The sequence below is a fragment of the Anaerosporomusa subterranea genome (genome assembly GCF_001611555.1).
In the GTDB taxonomy this organism is placed as follows: domain Bacteria; phylum Bacillota; class Negativicutes; order Sporomusales; family Acetonemataceae; genus Anaerosporomusa; species Anaerosporomusa subterranea.
The window spans coordinates 831,585-850,148 of sequence record NZ_LSGP01000017.1; the positions used below are offsets into that span (position 1 = coordinate 831,585).

Here is an 18,564-nt window from a genome sequence, read left to right on the forward strand (position 1 = left end):
CTTTGCGCCGCTAGCGTTCTTTGCGCACATTGCGCTAAGTGCTCTCCGTTTTACCCAAAGACCGCGTCGGCGATGCTAAAGAGTCTTAGCTCTATTTCTGCTGTTATGTCTCATATGTAACGACGGTTTTTTATATTATGATCGCGGCTTCTTCAACCCGTTTTATCCCGGGAGTGCGCTCCAGTTCATCCAGCAATGTGAACAGCGCGCGGTCTTTACCTTTGGCTTCGATCATTACGTCAAAATCGCGGTCTAGCTTGCTGGCGGCTGACAGAAAGGGAAGCAGGCTCTTAACATTGATTAATTCGGCGTGGCTGCGGCGGTCTTTTTCGCTTTTCGGACTAGAGATGTGAATCTTCGGTCGAACATCACCCCAGGTACTGACGATTTCTGACCAGAGTTCACTTAGCTCTTCGCCGTTATTTAGACAGTTGTGGTGATGGACGTCAAGTACTAGTGGTGCGCCAAGCTTTTTGCACAGAGAAAGTATATCAGCTGCTGTGTATACTTTGTCATCATTTTCAATTATGATTCGTTGCCTGATCGTATCAGGCAGAGCAGCGAATTCCCGGCAGAAGCGGTCTAACGACTGCTTTTTATTTTTATACATTCCGCCTGCGTGCAGGACTAGCTGTGGGCTAGGCGGATAACCGAGAGCGCGAAATATCGAGTCATGGTATTTAAGCTCGCGCAATGAAGCTGCCAACACGTCTGACTTGGGACTGTTTAGCAGCGTAAAGTGATCAGGGTGGGCACTCAGACGGCAGTGGCTTTCGCGTGCAAGCCTGCCCAGATCTGCAAATTCTTCTTTGAATTCAGAGCAATAATCCCATCCCTCAGCCTCAGGATGGGTAGCTAGTGGCACAAGCTTGGAGGTCAAGCGGTAGAGATGGATATTGTGTGCTTGGTTATATAAGAGGATGCGGCGCGTGGTCTCTAGATTCTGTCTCAAGATTTTTCGCAGTAGATCGAGTTTTACTTCAGCGTTCTCTAGTTTACTTAGCTTTTTTACCGTTACTGTCTTATTTGGCGATCCTTCTTTTATGCCGAAGGCGATAGCCACATAGCCAAAGCGGATCAACATGCTGCAGTTGCACCTCATATCTTCATTTGGTTTTTGACGGATAATTACTAGTATATGTTAAATCAAAGAAAAATGTCAAAAAAAACTCCTCCGGATTCCGGAAGGAGCTTTTTCTTGAGAAAGCATAGCAATTATAAGGCCGCAAAGCTGACGAGGTACGTTTCCACAGAGGAAAGGAGGCTACACAGAGGTCACAGAGGAGTTGTATCTATTTGCCAGCTCGGGGCTGGTCCCAACCTTTAGACTTTAGTCCTCTGTGTCCTACTTACTACTCTGTGCCCTCTGTGGAATGTTGGTCCCATAACGTACCCTATTTAAGGTAGAATTTTGCTTAAGAATTGTCGGGTTCGCTCACTCTTCGGATTACTGAAAAATTCCGACGTTGCTGCATCCTCGATAATCAGGCCGTTATCCATAAAGATTACGCGGTCTGCTGCCTCTTTGGCGAAGCCGATTTCATGAGTGACAACCAACATGGTCATCGCTTCGTGCGCAATATCTTTCATGACATCAAGCACTTCTTGAATCATTTCGGGATCGAGAGCTGATGTGGGTTCGTCAAATAGCATGACTTTCGGTCTGAGTGCCAGAGCCCGGGCGATGGCGACACGCTGCTGCTGACCACCGGATAGTTGAGAAGGATACGCATGAGCTTTCTCCGGCAAACCGACTCGCTCAAGCAACACTATGGCCTCGGCCTCGGCTTCCTTGCGATTGCGTTTTTGAACATGAATTGGCGCCATGGTAATATTGTCAATGACTGACTTGTGGTTAAAGAGGTTGAATTGCTGAAACACCATACCGGTTAGCTGGCGGACCTTATATAGATTGCTTTTATGCTCATGGACATTGATGCCATCGACAGTTACCGAGCCGGACTGAATTGTTTCCAGGCCGTTGATTGTCCGTAACAATGTGCTTTTACCTGAACCGCTGGGGCCGAGGATGACCAGGCGTTGACCCCGTGGTACTGTTAAAGAAATATTCTTTAGGACGTGCAGCGCCCCAAAGTATTTGTCGATATTTTGGATTTCAATCACTTTTCGCCAACCTCATTTCTAGGCGCCGAACAGCCTGTGATAGCAGAAAGGAAAGCAGGAAGTAAAACACAGCGATAGCCAACCAAACTTCAAAAGCGCGGAAGGTGATGGTAACAATGTTCTTCGCGGCGTATGTCATATCGGTTACGGCGATGACTGAGACCAGTGAAGAATCCTTAATCAGACTGATAAACTGGCCGGCTAACGGCGGCAGGATGCGGCGAATTGCCTGTGGCAGGATGACGAGAAACATAGTTTGTGTCTCAGTCATACCCACTGATAATGCCGCTTCGCGTTGGCCTTTATGAATAGACTGAATGCCAGCTCGGATGATTTCGGCGATATAGGCACCGGAAAACAGCGACAGCGCAGCGACTGAAGCAACAACAGCTGAAAGGTTGAAGAATACACCAAGGCCGAAATAGATAAAGGAAATTTGAATCAATAGGGGGGTATTGCGTATCCACTCAACATAGACATTGGCGGCGGCTCGTACAAGGAACCGGTCAGAAATCTTAGCCAATGCGCCGAGTATGCCTACCAACGTGCCAAAAATAATCGATAAGATAGAAATTTTGATGGTAGTAACGATGCCGGAAAGTATGGCTGGCAGGTATTCGGTGAGGACTGAAAAGTCCAATTCGTACATATTTCCTCCTTGTCGGGCGTTGATAAGGGCCCATCTGCGTTGTTGCTCCCACGATCCCCTTGCTTGCGTACCTTGTATGTACGCGGCGCGGCGGAGATCGTGGGCGCGCCTAGCATCTGGACCCTTCTGAACGCCCTAGATTATATTACGCTAATAGAGATAGTTACTTTTTAGGGGGAACCGAATCCCACCATGGCATGTCAACAAACCAGTAGGCATAGGATTTTTTATATTCTTCGCTGCCGTTGTATTTCTTTAGGAAGGTATTTAGCCAAGTGACCAGTTCTTGGTTGCCTTTGGGAACGGCGATGCCAAGGTTTTCAGTGGTGAACGGCTCAAGGATCGGGTAGGTATTATCGGGATGTTGACGGTGGTAAATGGCGACCCAAGGGGTCTCGTGAACAACTGCGGCGGCTTTGCCATTGATGAGTTCAAGGCCGGCATAGGCAGAGCCTTCAAACTTCTTAACCGTCGCGTTCTTGAACATCTTGCTAGCAGTTTGGTCGGCAGTTGTGCCCATGGAGACGGCAATGACATTGCCAGGCTTATCAAGATCTTCCCAGGTTTTGATGTTAGGGAACTGCTTGTTAACGAGAAGCGCTTGACCAGACTTAAAGTAGGTATCGCTGAAATCGACTACCTCTTTGCGTTTGTCGCTAATCGTCATACCGGCGATGACGATATCTACCTTTTTCGCTTGCAGTGCCGGAATTAGTCCTGAGAAGGCATAATTTTGAAATTCAACTTGGACGCCAAGTTCTTTGGCGATGGCTTTCGCTACATCGACATCAAAGCCTACGAGCTCTCCCTTTTTGTCAGCCATTTCGAACGGAAAATAACCGCTAGCTGTGCCGACTACGATTTTACCCTTTTTCTTCAGTTCAGCGACAGCATTGTTTTCTTCCTTTTTTTGCGTTGGCGTGCTGGAACCGCATCCGGCAAGAGCTACCACTGCAAATAGCATAATCATGCAAAGGACAATTGCCTTTTTGGTGTAACTAATCATTGTGATTTCCTCCTATGTAGTTAATTAGAATTGTAGAAACTATAATTCTTTACTCTTATATTATACAGATGTTGAATAAAAACTCAATGACTTGTTTACCCTCGTCCCTATAGAAAGCACGTCAACTGGCTAATCTTGACATTCGCAACAGAAAAATCTATACTTTAAGCAGACTTGATGCAATTTGCTTCCAGTGGCTTTAGGAGGGATCATCATGGACCTGTGGTTAACAGAATGGCAAACGCCTGATTTAGGTTTGAAAACACGTGTTAAAAAGACACTGTTTGCCGGTCAGTCGGATTTTCAAAAGGTTTCAGTTGTTGACTCTGAACAATTCGGCCGTATGCTGACCCTTGATGGTGTATTTCAGACATCAGTCTTTGACGAGTATATTTATCATGAGATGATTGCCCATGTGCCGCTTTACACTCACCCCAATCCCAAACGAGTATTGGTGATCGGCGGTGGTGATGGCGGATCGGTGCGGGAAGCCGTGCGTCATGATTCAGTCGAATCTGTCGAGATGGTTGAAATTGATGGCATGGTTGTAGATGTTTGCAAACAGTATTTACCAGAAATCAGTGCAGCCCTTATTCAGAATCATCCCAAGCTGACGTTGAAGATTGGCGATGGCATCGCTCATATGCGCGACGCTGAAAACCGCTATGATGTGATTATTGTTGACTGCTCTGATCCAATTGGACCAGGTGAAGGATTGTTTACGCGCGGATTTTTTCAGGATGTTCATAAGGCGCTAAAAGCGGATGGGCTATTTGTCCAACAGACTGAATCGCCGTTTTATCATCAGTCTCTTATCCGTAAATTGCACCATGACATTAGCGGTATCTTCCCAATCACCCGGCTGTATCTGGCGCAAATTCCTCTGTATCCAGGTGGAACTCACTCGTTTACAATTGGCTCGAAACAGTATGATCCGATGACTGCGCCTAGCCGCAAGCCATTGTTTGACACCCGCTACTACAACGAGAATATCCAAAAAAGCGCGTTTGTGTTGCCAAATATGGTGCGAGAACTGCTGTCCGGGCGTTGATAAGGGCCCATCTGCGTTGGCACCCGCAAGGGGTATGCCGCCAACTCTAAGGCGCAAAGCGCAAGAGTTGCGCAATGTCCCCGCCAACCCATTGCTAGCGTACATCCCAGTACGCGTCGCTGTTGGTTTTCCGAGGTCGCCTAGCATATGAACCCTTCTGAACGCCCTAAAAACTATTTCAGGGAAGAAAAAATTCACTTGCATTATGTAGAACAATATCGTATAATAATTTTTGCCATTCCTCGATAGCTCAATGGTAGAGCACGCGGCTGTTAACCGCGGGGTTGTAGGTTCGAGTCCTACTCGAGGAGCCAATACGGCCCGTTGGTCAAGCGGTTAAGACACCGCCCTTTCACGGCGATTACGGGGGTTCGAATCCCCCACGGGTCACCAATAACAAAGAACCTCTGAAGCAATTGCTTCAGAGGTTCTTTGTTATTGGTGATTAGAGAAAAACTCGTTCCCAGACCGTTTAGAAATGCCCAGATGTTGTTGCCTATGAGACAGGTTGCTAAAATGAAGTGCTGGGTTTGATAGCATCACTAGGCAGGCCCGCCGACCCAGTAGCGCGTTACCTACGAGACGTAATACCACATATGCAGAAGGCAAGCTGGCTAGTGCCGGTACGCGTACAATACGGGTACGCTAGCAATGGGGCGGCGGGCCTGATTGCGCAACTCTTGGCGCTTTAGCGCCTTCGCCGCTCTCGGTCGTCCATGACCTTCGCGGCACCTGAACGTCCTGTTCAATGGAGTTGGCGGCATACCCTTTACGGGTGCAACGCAGATGGGCGTTTATCAAAGGTCTGACTAAAATCCGAGTTCTTCGCCGACCACAATGATCTCCATCGGAGTCGCTGGCGGACGTTTACGGATGATAGTGGTAATGTTGCAAATCCGGGTAGGTCCTTGGCAGTCCACGCACATGCCGGCTACGGTACAGGGATTAGGGCGGTTTAGTCGTTTATTATTAATCGGCGCTGCTAGCATTTCGATCCGTCGTTCTGCCTCATCGACGTTACGGACGATTTTATTGACTCCTGCCACGACAATGACCTGTTTTGGTCCGAACATCATGGCAGCCACTCGGTTGCCCACTCCATCGACATTGACTAATTTGCCGTCAAGAGTGAGTGCGTTGGCACTACAGAGAAAAACATCGCAGGTCAGCTCGGCGCGACGACATAACATCACTTCGTCGGCCGGCAATCCGGGTATATTGTGATTGTAGATTGTATGGCCGCGTTTAGCCAGTTCCTCTAATATGCCAAGCTCCGTAATGGTCCACGAACCACCTACACCGATGGTCGCCCCCGCTGGGATTAGGGAGAGGACTTTCTCAGCTGCTTCTTGTTTGGTTTTTACATAGGACGAACTAAAATTGTTCTTTGTTAGAGCCTCGGTAGCTCTTGCACCTAGTGCATCATTTGACCATGACTTGAATTCGTTCATTCGGATAGACCTCCTTTTGAATTTGGAAGTTAATAGTGGTTTTGTTTCGACACCTGTGCGTTAAATCCCTTTGCTAGCTTCGGCGATCTTTGTTTCCTTGAGCCCGACACTTCCAGGGAGAAAAAAGGTGCATGCAAGACCTGCCAACGGTAGAAGAGCCAGCAGTGTGAACACAGCTGGTATGCCGAAGAGGTCGGCGACATGACCTAACAGGGTAGCGCCAACCCCGCCTAAACCGATACTGAAGCCGATGGTCAAGCCGCCTGCCATGCCAATGTGGCTAGGCATAGCTTCTTGGGCGAGTACAATGGTGGTTGAGAACGAACTAACCATGACAAAGCCTATCAAGCCGACCAAGATAACGGTTGCAATGCCGCTGGTATAAGGTAGAATAGCGACTAATGGCAGAGTAGCGGCCATCGATGCCATAATGATAGTTTTTCGACCCCACTTGTCGCTCAGTCGTCCGCCCGCATAGGTGCCGACTACACCAGATAGAAAAAAGACTGATAATAGGTTAGATGCATAGAATGCGCTGCCTGATAAATGGTTTACATAATATAGCGGAATATACGTACTGAGGCCGGTGTGGATACTGGATCGGATAAAAATATATGTTAACAGCACTGTCAGTAGGCCCCAGGGAATCGGTCGGTGGGTCTGACTCCCGGCTGTGGTCGCGTGCAAAGACGCAGCAGGCGCTGTTGGAACAATTCGCCGCAATTGACTCCAAAGTATTGGTGCCAGGATGAGTGCAGGCAGTCCAAACCAAGCAATATTTGCAAGCCCGCCAGACAGGTGCAGCAAAAACGTGATATACATTGCGCCTAACGCGAATCCCAGATTACCGCCCACAGAGAAGATGCCCATGCTATGGCCTTTTGACTCTTTGGCGCTAGTCAGATGAGCTGCTTTTGATCCCTGCGGATGAAAGGCGGCGACACCGAGGCCGCCAATGGTAACGGCGGCTAATAAGCTGGAGTAGGAATCGGCAAAGATTAGAGACGCCATGCCCAGTCCAGAAATGATGACGCCGGCGGGAATCAGCCACGGTAAGGCAATCCTGTCAGCCAGATAGCCGAAGATCGGCTGGATGACTGACGAGGCCATGTTTTGCATCAACACCATAAAGCCGATTTGCGCATAGGTCAGATTGTAAGCCTTCTGCAGTTCGGGCAGCAGAGCTGGCAGGGCTCCTTGAGACAGGTCGGTAACCAAGTGGGCGAGAGAAAGAAGTAATAACGTAGATGGCAAAAAAGCTGCTTTAGCTTGTGGCATGTAATGACCTCCTCTTTCCTTTGTTAGTACGGCAAGGCAGGCTTTTTATCCTGCCAGACTGATTTTCCTTTTTATCAGCTACTGTACAAGGGCGGGAGATTGTATCTAGACGAAGCATACACGCTCCAATCTTGTTCTTACGGCAGGCCTCTGCTATACTAGTTGTATATATGGAATGGAGGGATAAATATGGCTATGGCAATTAGTTTGGCTATCGCCGCATTTGCGGCCTATTGGGTGTTTAATGACGCACGGTCACGCGGTACTAGCATGACCTTTTGTATAGTGTGGGCTGTTGGAACGTTTGCATTTTTGATTATTTTTCTGCCGCTTTATTTATTGTTCGGCCGGAAGTCGCCAAAACGTGAAACCCCTCGGGAAATTCATGACCCTAATACGATTGATGTGGAAGCCAAACCTGTAGAAGAGCCGGATATGAATTGTCCCATGTGCGCAAAACCGGTGAGAGAGGATTTCGTAGTCTGCCCATTTTGTGGCAACACGCTTAAACCGCGTTGCACTAACTGCGGCCGTGAACTAGATCGCGAATGGACAGAGTGCCCGGATTGCAAGACTCCGGCGACGAGGAAATAGGCCAATCGTAGTTTTTTTCAAAGCAGTGCTGCAATCTCATTATAAGTGATTATGACTTAACAAATCATTAATCTCAGCTTAACAATGGGGGATCCTAGAACCGGTATAATGTAAATAAATAATTGCTAAGCTGACCTGATCCGTAATTTGGCAGGTACAGCGAGGCAATTCATATAGATAAAATTAAGCTAAAAGGCTTATGCTAAATCTGCCGACTGGCCGTATGCGCCAGAGGTGTGAGCTGTTCCTGTGCGCGGGGCAGCTCTTTCGTTTTATTTAACGCCTCTGCCTGAAAGTTGAGTCTGGGAACAAATAATGTAAGTAATATTTTATATTAGCGTCCAAGACATGAAAAAAGCCTTCTCGGCAAAAAACGAGAAGGCTTTTTTACTAATCTGGTGCGCCCGGCAGGTGCTGCTTTTTTCATCAATTCTTCATGGGTTACTAGCATTTTCCCTCACAGCCATTTAAAGAATTTGTCAATAATACCTCGTCGATGAATTGTGTCACACGGAAAATTGTCATATTGAAGATAATGGGTGATGATGATTGATTAAGTGCTGGATCATAGGGGGGTGATTTGTAGGCGATACCCCTATCATTGGTATGACGAAAGCGGCTGTTGAAATGTCCTAGGTTCCCCAATACAATTACGTAGTTTTCTGTTTCACTGCTGGCTTGGGACCAAAGAAACGCAGGATGCGGCATTCTTCATCACTGCTTTTTCTGATGTTAAGCTTTTTGATTTGCGCAGGCAAGAAGAACTGGTCGCCTTTTTGGAAGCTTTGCGTCGCTCCGTCAGCACAAATGGCTCCTTGGCCGGATAATACATAGATTCCCGAAAAACTTGACTCTGTATCCAATTGCAGCGAAGCGCCAATCTCCAACTCAGTCATGCGGAAATAATCGGTATTCCGGTAGCCGATCAGTTCGGCTTCACGGCTGCTCTGCTCCTCACGCAATACGACGGGCGGGATTTTCCAGCGTTTTTGGGTCTCTTCCCATGTAAAGCCGCCGTAGGTGAAGCAGTCAAACATACGCTCAAAACCTAGTCCTTGATGACACATAAAATCTGCCACCTGAAAACCGGAAGGTGTTGTCCGCTCCACGCGGATGGTATAATCGGTCGGCTCCTGAATTTCCACCAGGAAACAGCCTGCGCCAATGGCATGCGGAATGCCTCCCTCAATGAGGAAGGTGTCACCGTTATGCACTTCAAAGCGGTGCAGGCAATCGAGCATTCCCGGCAAATCCTGACGTTCGAATAACGCCTGCCATTGTTCGCGTGTTACACCTGGCTTAAAACCAAGATAGACGCAGGGCGGCTGCCCGCTAATTATCCTGCCGCCAAGAATATGCCAGCATTCGGTTTTGCCAAAGTCCGTGTGAAACAGCGCTTTCGCCGTAGGACGATCCGGATGCGCCTGCACAGTCAGACGTTCTGCCGCATCAATAAGTTTAACCAGTACACCTGTGTTGACACCGAAACAGGCAGTATGCTCCTTGCCCAAAAAGCCGGTTGGATTAGCTGTAATAAGTGATTTGAGTGAAACAGGCGGCGTCACTCCTGTAACCATACTCAGTCCCTCGTCCTTAACTGCCTCACGTCCGGCATTGCGTGCAGAAACCACCGACATCATCCATTCCTCGGGGAAATGACCATCTTTGGCCTGAGTCGAACCATATAGCTCATCCAGCAGCTTGCCGCCAAGATAGGTACGCCACGCCCGCGCCGGAGCAAGCTTGATCGCTTTTAATGCATCCATGGAAAGGGTCCCCCTTTTTTACTCATTTCTGTACTAACTAATATATTAATTTAATATATTAGTGTAAATGATCCAGTATCTATTCACGAGAATCTATTTGAAGGAAGGCCGTAATGGAAGCAATAATACAACCTTCCCCATTTTAGCGAAGGAGGTAAAGAATTTCACTGCAGTATAGGCGGTAACATCTTTGCAATCAAAAGGAGGGACAAAGTCGTGATTGACAGTATTTCTGGTATTTTACTGCTCATTTCATTTATTGGCCTGATCATCTATTGTATGAAAGGCGGAAACCTGCTCGTTGGTTTTATCGCAACTTCCTTACTTTGGTGCATTATTGGGCGGGTACCTCTCAATATCGTTGTAACCGACATATTTCAGACCTCTGTAGAAAATTACGGTAAAACGATTGCGATTATCGTGTTTGGAGCATGGTTCGGACGTATGCTTGTCGACACCGGTATTGCGGGCTACATCATCAAGAAAACCGTTGAGCTGGCCGGCGATAAGCCTCTGGTTAGCACGTTGTTGCTAAGCATTGTCTGCGCCTTGATTTTCACCAGTGCATTCGGCGTCGGCTCTGTTATGGCAATCGGTATGATTGTACTGCCCATCCTGTTCTCCCTCGGCATAGATAAGAAAACCGCAGTGGGCGCTTATCTGCTTGCCGTTGCGGCCGGCATGTACCTGAACATCGCTTATGTAAGCCAGTTCTTTGCAGTGTTTAAAAACGTAAAATACAACGACAATTACATCCAATTTGCTGTCATTGCCACTATTGTACATATTGCCGTGATGGTAGCTTTCATTATATTTAACTACATGCGCGCCCAAAAGGGCGGCAGAGCTCGTGCGTGGGCTGTAGGCGCTGTTTCTGAGGAGAGAGAAACCCTTGGCTGGTACTGCATGATTGTACCTTTTATACCCATCGTTATGGTTTCGTTTTTCAAATGGCAGCCGATTCCCTCCTTCCTGCTGGGTATCTTCCTTGGCTTACTCTTGACTCGCAACATGGTTTCCTACAACCTGGCTGTGGAAAAAATCCAGAAGACCCTGTATGACGGCATCGCCGACAGCGGCCTCCTGATTGGTATGCTGTATAGCGTAAACATATTCCAGGCTGCTGCCAAACAGGTTTCTCCCATCCTGCAAAACCTGATGGGCGGCATTATCCCTACCTCGTCAGTCTTGATTCTGATTGCCGTTTGCGTGCTGGCGCCGCTCGCACTGTTCCGCGGCCCTCTGATGATTTGGGGCTCAGGCATTGCGCTGGTATCCATCTTCCAGGCAATGGGCGTTTTCAGCGAAATGTTCCTGTTTGCGTTGTTCCTTATCCCGCCAGTTGCTATTGTGGCGAGCGCCTGCCCGACCCAGTCGTGGACTATGTGGGGACTGAGCTACGCAAAGCTGGAACCGAAGCAATATATCAAAACGAACCTGCCCTGGGCCTGGCTCATCCTAATTATTGTTGAGGTACTTGCCTACGTTATGATCGGAAACGTTTGATCGGCGCGGAGGATTTTATTTATGAGCAACAGAGCAATTCGCATCGGTATTGACGTTGGCGGCACCCACACCAAGGCTGTCGCCATTGACAACAACACAAACGAAATCGTGGGGAAAGGCTCGGTTATGACTACCCACCACCACGAGCGCGGCGTGGCCACAGGTGTTGTGGAGGCATTCCAGAAATGCCTTGCTGAAAACGACATCAAGCCTGAGGAAGTTATCTTTATCGCGCACAGCACCACGCAGGCCACCAACGCCCTGCTGGAGGGAGACGTTGCCCGCGTAGGCGTGATCGGTATCGGTGGGGGTTGGCTGGAGGGCTACCTTGCTAAAAAACAGACCCACATCAGCAACATCGACCTTGGCACCGGCAAGTTTATCGAAATTGACCATACCTACCTGAAAGTCAAAGAGATGTTCCCCGAGAATGTGAAAAACACCATAAAGGACATGATCAGTCAGGGAGACCGCGTAATTGTTGCCAGCAAGGCTTTCGGTGTGGACAACATGAGAGAGGAACGCATTGTTGCCGAGGAAGCTGAGCGACAGGGCGTTCCTAGCACCATGGCCTCCGATATCACAAAACTGTATGGTCTGACCACGCGTACCCGCACCGCCGCTCTGAACGCGTCCATCTTGCCTAAGATGCTCGACACTGCGAACTCAACCGAGCAGAGTGTGCGTTCCGCAAACATCAATGTGCCCCTGATGATTATGCGCGGCGATGGGGGCGTTATGGAAATCAATGAGATGAAAAAGCGCCCGATCCTAACGATGCTCTCTGGCCCCGCGGCCAGCGTCATCGGCGCTTTGATGTACCTGCGCGCTTCAAACGGCATTTACTTTGAAGTGGGCGGCACTTCCACAAACATCGGCGTCATCAAGAACGGACGTCCTACAGTGGACTATTCCATCATCGGAGGACACCGCACCTATGTAAATAGCCTTGACGTGCGCGTACTGGGGGTTGCGGGGGGAAGCATGGTGCGCGCCAAAAAGGGTAAAGTGATTGATGTTGGACCTCGCTCCGCACATATTGCAGGTATGGGGTATGCCTGCTTTACCGACGAAGCCCTGTTTGACGGTGCGACGCTATATCATGTAAAACCCCGCGAAAAGGACCCCGCCGACTACGTGGCGATCAAGCTTAATAACGGCGAGAGCGTTACCATAACCAACACCTGTGCGGCAAACGTGCTAGGCATTCTAGAGGAAAACGACTTCGCGCGCGGCAACTACGAGTCGAGTTGCAGGGCAATGCAGCTTTTGGCCGACCAAGTAGGCATGTCGGTTGAAGAAACGGCGAAAGCCATTTTGACAAAGTCCTGTGAGAAGGTTGTTCCTGTTATTGAAGATTTGATTACCAAATATAAAATTGAGCGCGAACAGATTGTTCTTGTGGGCGCTGGAGGCGGCGCGGGCACACTGCTGACTTTTACGGCAAATATGATGAGCTTTAAATACCAGATCCCTGAAAATGCGGAGGTGATTTCCTCCATCGGTGTTGCGCTTGCCATGGTGCGTGAGATGGTGGAGCGAACGATTCCCAATCCCGCCGCGTCTGACATTGCCCAACTGAAGAAGGAGGCCAAGGAGCTTGCCATGAACAGCGGCGCGGTGGAAGACACCATTGAAGTGTATGTGGAGATCGACGATCAGATCCAGAAGGTTACCGCTATTGCCATGGGCTCCACCGAAGTCAAGACCACCGATTTGATGAAAAACTGCACCGAGGAGGAGTCCATTGAAATTGCGGCAGAATCCATGGGCGTGGACAAGAGCGCGGTGAAGATGGCCGCCTCCAACGGATTTGTATATGTTATAACAACCGAAAAAAGCGGGAAATCTCCTGTGCACGTTGTGGATAAAAAGGGCTTTATAAAGGTCCAGCGCACAAACGGCTTTGTGGAACATACCACAATGAAAAACTCCTCCGATACCCTCCGGAGGATATGGGAGAAAGCCAGCAACTTTTCGAGCGAAATGCGCATCAACCCTGATGTCTATGTGATTGCCGGTTCGCGTGTACTGGACTACTCCGGTATTCCCGAGCTTGTACAGGTTTCCGGCCTGATTGAAGCCGAGCTCTGCGACCATGCGCCGGAAGACGACCTGATTCTGGTGCTTGCCCGCAATGAGTTGTAATGATACTCGCAAAGCATGACCCCGACGTGCTGCGCCGCGCCGTGCAGACGGCGCTGGAATGCGCAGACGGTGTGTGGTACCGCTATATGCTGAAAAGGGACGTTTGTGGCTGTGCACTCAGCGGTGACGAGGAGCGTGCAGTGGTGGATGGCGCGGTGCGGACCGCTGGCGATATGGCGCGGCGGGTTACAGCACAGTATGGCTTGCTTTCCCCGCAGGAGCTTGCAGAGACGATGTGCCTAAATCTTGTACACACCGCCGAAGAATTGCGGGATCCGTTCCTGTATATGGGACATTATGAGCCGGACACCCGAACAATTACCCTGAATGACAACGCAATTTTACTGGTGCGGCAGTTCATTGGCGCAAACGCCTTGGATGCCCTTACCCCGTCAGATGACATCACGCGCATTGCGCTGTTTCACGAGATTTTCCACGCGCTGGAGGAGGAGATTCCGGACATTTACACGCGCAGTCGCATGCTTGAGCGCAAGGTGTTGGGGATATTTCCCTATAAGCGAGGGCTGGATGGTGTGTCAGAGGTGGGGGCAGTGCATTTTTCCAAATGCATGGCAGGCGTCCCCTATTCTCCTTGTATTTATGAACGTTATTTATTGCTGGCTCTGGACCAGTTATCAATTGATTTTTTGGCACCAGACGTGTAATAAAAAAAGGTAAAGCTGTGGCGGTATTGGAAATATTAAACAGATGACAATGCGCTGGGTTTATACCGGCTAAAACTTATGACGCCGCTTTATGATATCGGCTTTGACGGGCTCATTTGCCCCAGCTACGGCCCAAGCTATTTGAACGGCCTATGGGAGATCGTTGACAAAAAGCCCATATGTAAGCGCCGTATCGCTTTGCGAAATGCCACCTACAACCAAAAGGAGAGCTATAATTGCAGTACGACGACCTATTGGCGTCTCTGAAAGCGCAGGCTTTGAATGACGGTGAAGTGTATCCTGTGCTGCGCCGCGTTATTGTCGAGCTATACTTGCAGCCGGGCGCTGTTTTGAGCATTAAGGATATCTGCGAGCACTTTGAAATGGGCCGTTCACCTGTGCGTGACGCTCTCATGCGGCTGGATCAGGAGGGGCTTGTGACCTTATTGCCGCAGCGCGGCACGATGATTTCGAAAATCGATCTTTCACGTATGGAGCAGGAACGGTTTCTGCGCCTTTCGGTGGAGGAAGAGGTGATGAGACTCTTCATGGCCTGCCACACGCCGTCGGATATTACGCTGCTGCACGAGGCGCTGCGCCAGCAGCAGGAGCTTTGCGTCCAAATGGATGTGGATATCCGCCGGTTTCTTCGACTCGACGATCAATTTCATCAGGTGTTTTATACTGTGGCAGATAAGCTATTCTGCCTGCAAGCCATTGAGAATGTGGGGGGGCATTACCGCCGCATGCGGTTGCTGACCTGCGGCGTCAGCACCAGCATGCAGGAAATTTTGCGCCAGCACAGCGCGCTGCTCACAGCGTTGCAGACGCGCGACACGGAACTGATGTGCAACATTTTTCACTTTCATTTGAGAAGACTGGATCGTGAGGAGCGGTTTGTGCTAAAAAAATACCCATATCTGTTTAAAAACGGTAGTAATCACGAGTCCGCAAGTCCTTTGTGGAAAGCCGATTACCTGCAAACCGTAAAAACACAAAGGGAGTAATCTCGAGGCCACTGAAAAAAGCCCTCTTATGGTGCGCCCTATACATTTTATGGTGCGCCCAGCTGGAATTGAACCAGCGCTCCCGGTTCCGGAGAACATAATCAGGCCGTAAAATCAAGGTTTTAGAGTATTTCATTCTATTAAATCTAATGAATTGGACCATTTCTATGAAGGACTGTCTTTCCTGATATACAGGTTATTTTGCTTTCAAACACTTGAGCAATTACGTGGCTTGATATTTCCAATTTGTGATACATATCACAGAAAGATATATCAATAGCGGTTAAAGTGTAGAATATAAGGTGCTTTTTTCTAGATTGAGTATAATTAACCTTGATAAAAAAGTGAATGTGAATTCACTTTGATGAGAGATGCGAGTAATGCTGCAAATATGCCAGTCTTAGCTTGAATAGAGGGGGATTTATATGAAAAGGCGATTGAGAGTGCTAATACTTCTTTTAGTAGCTATCTTGGCTACTGGCGGGTATTTTCTCTACCAAAAAAAGCAGGTAAACCCTAACCAAGTTAAGGTATCCGGCAATATTGAAGTGATCACAGTTGGAGTGGGTTTCAAAGTTGCGGGGCATGTAGATCGGCGGTTGGTTGATGAAGGAGATAGTGTCAAGAAGGGACAAATCATAGCCAATCTTGAAACCGCTGATCTTGAACTTGATGTTGCGAATGCTAATGCGCAATTACTTGTGGCTCAGGTAACTCTTGGCCAATTAATGAATGGTTCACGCTCGCAAGACGTATCAGCCGCTCAGGCGGCACTACGCAGCGTCGAGGCAGATAAACAAAATGCAGCAATGGAGTATCGACGTATGCAGCAGCTATTCACGCAAAGCGCAGTATCAGCACAAGATCGAGACCGGAGTCAAACCGCCTATGCGACGGCCAGTGCCCGGGCAGATCAAGCTGCTCAGCAACTTAGCATGGTTGTCGAAGGACCCCGCAGAGAGGAAATTGAACTGGCTGCGGCCCGGGTCGAACAGGTCAAACAACTACTGAAATTAGCTAAAACACGGCTCGCCTATGCGCAAATCACCGCGCCGGTTGATGGGGTGGTCCTGTCCAAGAATATTGAAGTAGGCGAATATGTGTCGCCAGGAACGCCTGTGGTTACTATCGGTGACCTCAATCAGGTTTGGCTCAAAGCATATATTGCAGAGACTGATCTTGGTAAAGTAAAGCTCGGACAAAAGGTAGCAGTAACTACTGATACATACCCTAATAAGATTTATAACGGAACGATTAGCTTTATTGCGTCAGAGGCAGAATTTACGCCCAAGAGCATCCAGACGACGGAAGAACGGGTGAAATTAGTTTATCGAATTAAGATAACAGTTGAGAATAATGATCATGCGTTAAAGCCGGGTATGCCTGCTGACGCGGAGATTAAACTAGATGAGAAATAATGATATGGATGCTATTCGGGTCACGGAACTCACCCAAAGATTTGGCGATAACATGGCGGTAAATAATCTAAACATCTCAATTAAAGCGGGAGAAATCTTCGGCCTAGTGGGGCCTGATGGGGCAGGAAAGACAACGGTGATGCGACTTCTGGCGGGATTGATGGCTCCTACCGCGGGGGACGCCTGGGTATATGGCTGTCATACAGTGAAAGATTCGGAGCCACTAAAAAATCATATCAGCTATATGCCCCAGCGTTTCGGGCTGTATCTGGACTTGACAGTTCAAGAAAATATTAATTTTTATGCTGATCTATACAACGTACCACGACAAATTAGGAAGGAAAAGATTCCCGAACTTCTAGCCTTTAGCAATATGACGTCATTTAGCGACCGCTTGGCCCGTAATTTGTCTGGCGGCATGAAGCAAAAGCTGGCACTTGCCTGTGCTCTCATTCACACACCGCAAGTCTTGCTATTGGATGAGCCTACCAATGGCGTTGATCCTTTATCTCGGCGGGACTTCTGGCGCATTTTGTACAGATTGCTCGAAGAGAAGGTTACCATTTTCGTTTCTACAGCCTATCTCGATGAAGCCGAACGATGCGACAGAATAGGCTTGTTGCATCAAGGACAACTCATTCTTTCCGGAACCCCAGATGAGGTAAAGACACACATGCAGGGCGTATTGGTCGAAATCCGGTGCGGTGAGCCACGGCAGGTTCTTTCCTCGTTGATTACAGGCTTAGCTTGCGTATCAGCAGGGCTGTTCGGCGCGAAAATCCATCTAGTATTACATGGGGAACCGACGCAGGTTCTCTATACAGTTAAAAGCACGTTAGAAGACATCGGTGTGCAAGCGGAAGCAGAAATTGTTTTACCATTGCTGGAAGATGTTTTCATTTCGATGACCATGCCTTCGAAGGGAAGGGATTCCAATGCCCAATAACATCGAGAAGCCGGAGTACGCGGTAATTGTAGAGAACCTGGGAAAACGGTTTGGCGATTTTCAGGCCGTTAACAGGGTGTCTTTCCAAGTTAAGCGGGGCGAGATATTCGGTTTCCTCGGTCCGAACGGTGCAGGGAAATCAACCACTATCAGAATGCTGTGCGGCATTATCACTCCTACGGATGGAAAGGGCAATGTGATCGGTTTTGATGTGTCCAAGCAAGCTGAGCAGATCAAAGCCCATATAGGATATATGTCGCAAAAATTTTCACTTTATGAGGATCTTACAGTAGAAGAAAACATCGATTTCTATAGTGGTATCTACCAAATTCCCGCGGCGAAAAAACAGGGACGCAAAGACTGGGTTGTCCAAATGGCAGGACTTAATGAGCACAGGAACAGCCTTACTTCAATTTTGGCTGGAGGATGGCGTCAACGGTTAGCTCTGGGATGCGCATTGCTCCATAATCCCCAAGTGGTTTTTCTTGATGAGCCGACCTCAGGCGTAGACCCGATATCACGCCGCAATTTTTGGGATCTGATTTATCAACTCGCGGCTGAGGGCGTCACAGTGTTCGTGACAACACATTATATGGATGAGGCCGAATACTGCGATCGGTTGGCAATGATTTACCGAGGTGAACTGGTGGCTATTGGCACACCCGACGAACTGAAGGGAAAGTATATGAGTACAGACATCCTAAATTTAGAATGCGATGATCCCTTCACGATGTTACACGTAGTTAATGGTATTCCCAAAATAAAAGAAGCAGCCATATTCGGTCGTGGGCTGCATCTTTTCGTGGATGACGCGCAATTGGCAATTCCAGTTATTATCGAGACACTGAAGGAACAAAAAGTCCAATATACTCGACTGAAGAAAATCAATCCCTCGCTGGAAGATGTGTTTGTATCGGTAATTGAAGCTCACGACAGCAAGACTCGGCCCTAGGCG

16 protein-coding genes and 2 tRNA genes are annotated in these 18,564 nt (G+C 48.6%); 11 read left to right on the plus strand and 7 right to left on the minus strand.

Annotation, left to right across the window (positions count from 1 at the left end; all coding sequences use genetic code 11):
• Window positions 1-130: 130 nt before the first annotated feature.
• The 4 genes from uvsE to AXX12_RS11295 form a co-directional block, all read right to left on the minus strand.
• A complete protein-coding gene (gene uvsE, locus AXX12_RS11280) occupies window positions 131-1,084 on the minus strand; it encodes a UV DNA damage repair endonuclease UvsE (RefSeq protein WP_066242408.1) in 954 nt (317 codons plus the stop codon).
• Between the two features lie 314 nt (window positions 1,085-1,398).
• Window positions 1,399-2,124, minus strand: coding sequence for an amino acid ABC transporter ATP-binding protein (locus tag AXX12_RS11285; protein WP_066242411.1), 726 nt, complete (start codon window positions 2,122-2,124; stop codon window positions 1,399-1,401).
• Window positions 2,117-2,773, minus strand: coding sequence for an amino acid ABC transporter permease (locus tag AXX12_RS11290; RefSeq protein WP_066242414.1), 657 nt, complete (start codon window positions 2,771-2,773; stop codon window positions 2,117-2,119). The genes AXX12_RS11285 and AXX12_RS11290 overlap by 8 nt, the downstream gene beginning before the upstream one ends.
• A gap of 163 nt (window positions 2,774-2,936) precedes the next feature.
• Entirely contained in the window at window positions 2,937-3,779 is an 843-nt protein-coding gene (locus tag AXX12_RS11295) for a transporter substrate-binding domain-containing protein (protein ID WP_066242417.1), read from the minus strand.
• A 214-nt stretch (window positions 3,780-3,993) separates the two neighbouring features.
• On the opposite strand from AXX12_RS11295, the gene speE reads away from it, so the two are divergent.
• The 3 genes from speE to AXX12_RS11310 all read left to right on the plus strand — a co-directional run bounded on the left by speE (window position 3,994) and on the right by AXX12_RS11310 (window position 5,223).
• Window positions 3,994-4,830 carry a polyamine aminopropyltransferase gene (gene speE, locus AXX12_RS11300; RefSeq protein WP_066242420.1) on the plus strand — a complete coding sequence of 279 codons (837 nt, stop codon included), beginning with the start codon at window positions 3,994-3,996 and terminating at the stop codon, window positions 4,828-4,830.
• Window positions 4,831-5,069: 239 nt separating this feature from the next.
• Window positions 5,070-5,144 (plus strand) — tRNA-Asn (locus AXX12_RS11305).
• A gap of 4 nt (window positions 5,145-5,148) precedes the next feature.
• Window positions 5,149-5,223, plus strand: a tRNA-Glu gene (locus AXX12_RS11310).
• Window positions 5,224-5,639: 416 nt separating this feature from the next.
• Here AXX12_RS11310 and AXX12_RS11315 read toward each other — a convergent pair.
• Window positions 5,640-6,281: a lactate utilization protein gene (locus AXX12_RS11315; protein WP_066242423.1), complete on the minus strand. Its 642-nt coding sequence runs from the start codon at window positions 6,279-6,281 to the stop codon at window positions 5,640-5,642.
• A 60-nt stretch (window positions 6,282-6,341) separates the two neighbouring features.
• Window positions 6,342-7,559: an MFS transporter gene (locus AXX12_RS11320; protein WP_066242425.1), complete on the minus strand. Its 1,218-nt coding sequence runs from the start codon at window positions 7,557-7,559 to the stop codon at window positions 6,342-6,344.
• 189 nt (window positions 7,560-7,748) lie between these two features.
• Between AXX12_RS11320 and AXX12_RS11325 the strand changes: the two genes are divergently transcribed.
• A complete protein-coding gene (locus tag AXX12_RS11325; protein ID WP_082816815.1) occupies window positions 7,749-8,153 on the plus strand; it encodes a double zinc ribbon domain-containing protein in 405 nt (134 codons plus the stop codon).
• A 650-nt stretch (window positions 8,154-8,803) separates the two neighbouring features.
• On the opposite strand, the gene AXX12_RS11330 is transcribed toward AXX12_RS11325, so the two are convergent.
• Entirely contained in the window at window positions 8,804-9,919 is a 1,116-nt protein-coding gene (locus AXX12_RS11330; RefSeq protein WP_066242427.1) for a class I mannose-6-phosphate isomerase, read from the minus strand.
• Between the two features lie 216 nt (window positions 9,920-10,135).
• On the opposite strand from AXX12_RS11330, the gene AXX12_RS11335 reads away from it, so the two are divergent.
• From AXX12_RS11335 to AXX12_RS11365, 7 genes are all read left to right on the plus strand, one after another.
• Window positions 10,136-11,425: a citrate transporter gene (locus AXX12_RS11335; RefSeq protein WP_066242431.1), complete on the plus strand. Its 1,290-nt coding sequence runs from the start codon at window positions 10,136-10,138 to the stop codon at window positions 11,423-11,425.
• A gap of 21 nt (window positions 11,426-11,446) precedes the next feature.
• Window positions 11,447-13,573, plus strand: coding sequence for a hydantoinase/oxoprolinase family protein (locus AXX12_RS11340; RefSeq protein WP_066242434.1), 2,127 nt, complete (start codon window positions 11,447-11,449; stop codon window positions 13,571-13,573).
• Window positions 13,573-14,238 (plus strand): hypothetical protein, encoded by a 666-nt coding sequence (locus AXX12_RS11345; RefSeq protein WP_066242437.1) that lies wholly within the window; start codon window positions 13,573-13,575, stop codon window positions 14,236-14,238. Before AXX12_RS11340 ends, AXX12_RS11345 begins: the two co-directional genes overlap by 1 nt.
• 236 nt (window positions 14,239-14,474) lie before the next feature.
• Entirely contained in the window at window positions 14,475-15,245 is a 771-nt protein-coding gene (locus tag AXX12_RS11350; RefSeq protein WP_066242439.1) for a GntR family transcriptional regulator, read from the plus strand.
• 425 nt (window positions 15,246-15,670) lie between these two features.
• Window positions 15,671-16,663, plus strand: a complete 993-nt coding sequence (locus AXX12_RS11355) for an efflux RND transporter periplasmic adaptor subunit (protein WP_066242442.1) — start codon at window positions 15,671-15,673, stop codon at window positions 16,661-16,663.
• Between the two features lie 4 nt (window positions 16,664-16,667).
• Window positions 16,668-17,609: an ABC transporter ATP-binding protein gene (locus AXX12_RS11360; RefSeq protein ID WP_066243090.1), complete on the plus strand. Its 942-nt coding sequence runs from the start codon at window positions 16,668-16,670 to the stop codon at window positions 17,607-17,609.
• Complete coding sequence (locus AXX12_RS11365; protein ID WP_066242445.1) at window positions 17,599-18,561, plus strand: ABC transporter ATP-binding protein; 963 nt, start codon at window positions 17,599-17,601, stop codon at window positions 18,559-18,561. Before AXX12_RS11360 ends, AXX12_RS11365 begins: the two co-directional genes overlap by 11 nt.
• Window positions 18,562-18,564 lie beyond the last annotated feature (3 nt).

What these genes read in the sequence shown, in the direction of transcription:
- uvsE (WP_066242408.1), bottom strand. Translation starts at nt 1,084, where the DNA reads ATGTTGATCCGCTTTGGCTATGTGGCTATCGCCTTCGGCATAAAAGAA.
- AXX12_RS11290 (WP_066242414.1), bottom strand. Translation starts at nt 2,773, where the DNA reads ATGTACGAATTGGACTTTTCAGTCCTCACCGAATACCTGCCAGCCATA.
- AXX12_RS11295 (WP_066242417.1), bottom strand. Translation starts at nt 3,779, where the DNA reads ATGATTAGTTACACCAAAAAGGCAATTGTCCTTTGCATGATTATGCTA.
- speE (WP_066242420.1), top strand. Translation starts at nt 3,994, where the DNA reads ATGGACCTGTGGTTAACAGAATGGCAAACGCCTGATTTAGGTTTGAAA.
- AXX12_RS11315 (WP_066242423.1), bottom strand. Translation starts at nt 6,281, where the DNA reads ATGAACGAATTCAAGTCATGGTCAAATGATGCACTAGGTGCAAGAGCT.
- AXX12_RS11320 (WP_066242425.1), bottom strand. Translation starts at nt 7,559, where the DNA reads ATGCCACAAGCTAAAGCAGCTTTTTTGCCATCTACGTTATTACTTCTT.
- AXX12_RS11325 (WP_082816815.1), top strand. Translation starts at nt 7,749, where the DNA reads ATGGCTATGGCAATTAGTTTGGCTATCGCCGCATTTGCGGCCTATTGG.
- AXX12_RS11330 (WP_066242427.1), bottom strand. Translation starts at nt 9,919, where the DNA reads ATGGATGCATTAAAAGCGATCAAGCTTGCTCCGGCGCGGGCGTGGCGT.
- AXX12_RS11340 (WP_066242434.1), top strand. Translation starts at nt 11,447, where the DNA reads ATGAGCAACAGAGCAATTCGCATCGGTATTGACGTTGGCGGCACCCAC.
- AXX12_RS11345 (WP_066242437.1), top strand. Translation starts at nt 13,573, where the DNA reads ATGATACTCGCAAAGCATGACCCCGACGTGCTGCGCCGCGCCGTGCAG.
- AXX12_RS11355 (WP_066242442.1), top strand. Translation starts at nt 15,671, where the DNA reads ATGAAAAGGCGATTGAGAGTGCTAATACTTCTTTTAGTAGCTATCTTG.
- AXX12_RS11360 (WP_066243090.1), top strand. Translation starts at nt 16,668, where the DNA reads ATGGATGCTATTCGGGTCACGGAACTCACCCAAAGATTTGGCGATAAC.
- AXX12_RS11365 (WP_066242445.1), top strand. Translation starts at nt 17,599, where the DNA reads ATGCCCAATAACATCGAGAAGCCGGAGTACGCGGTAATTGTAGAGAAC.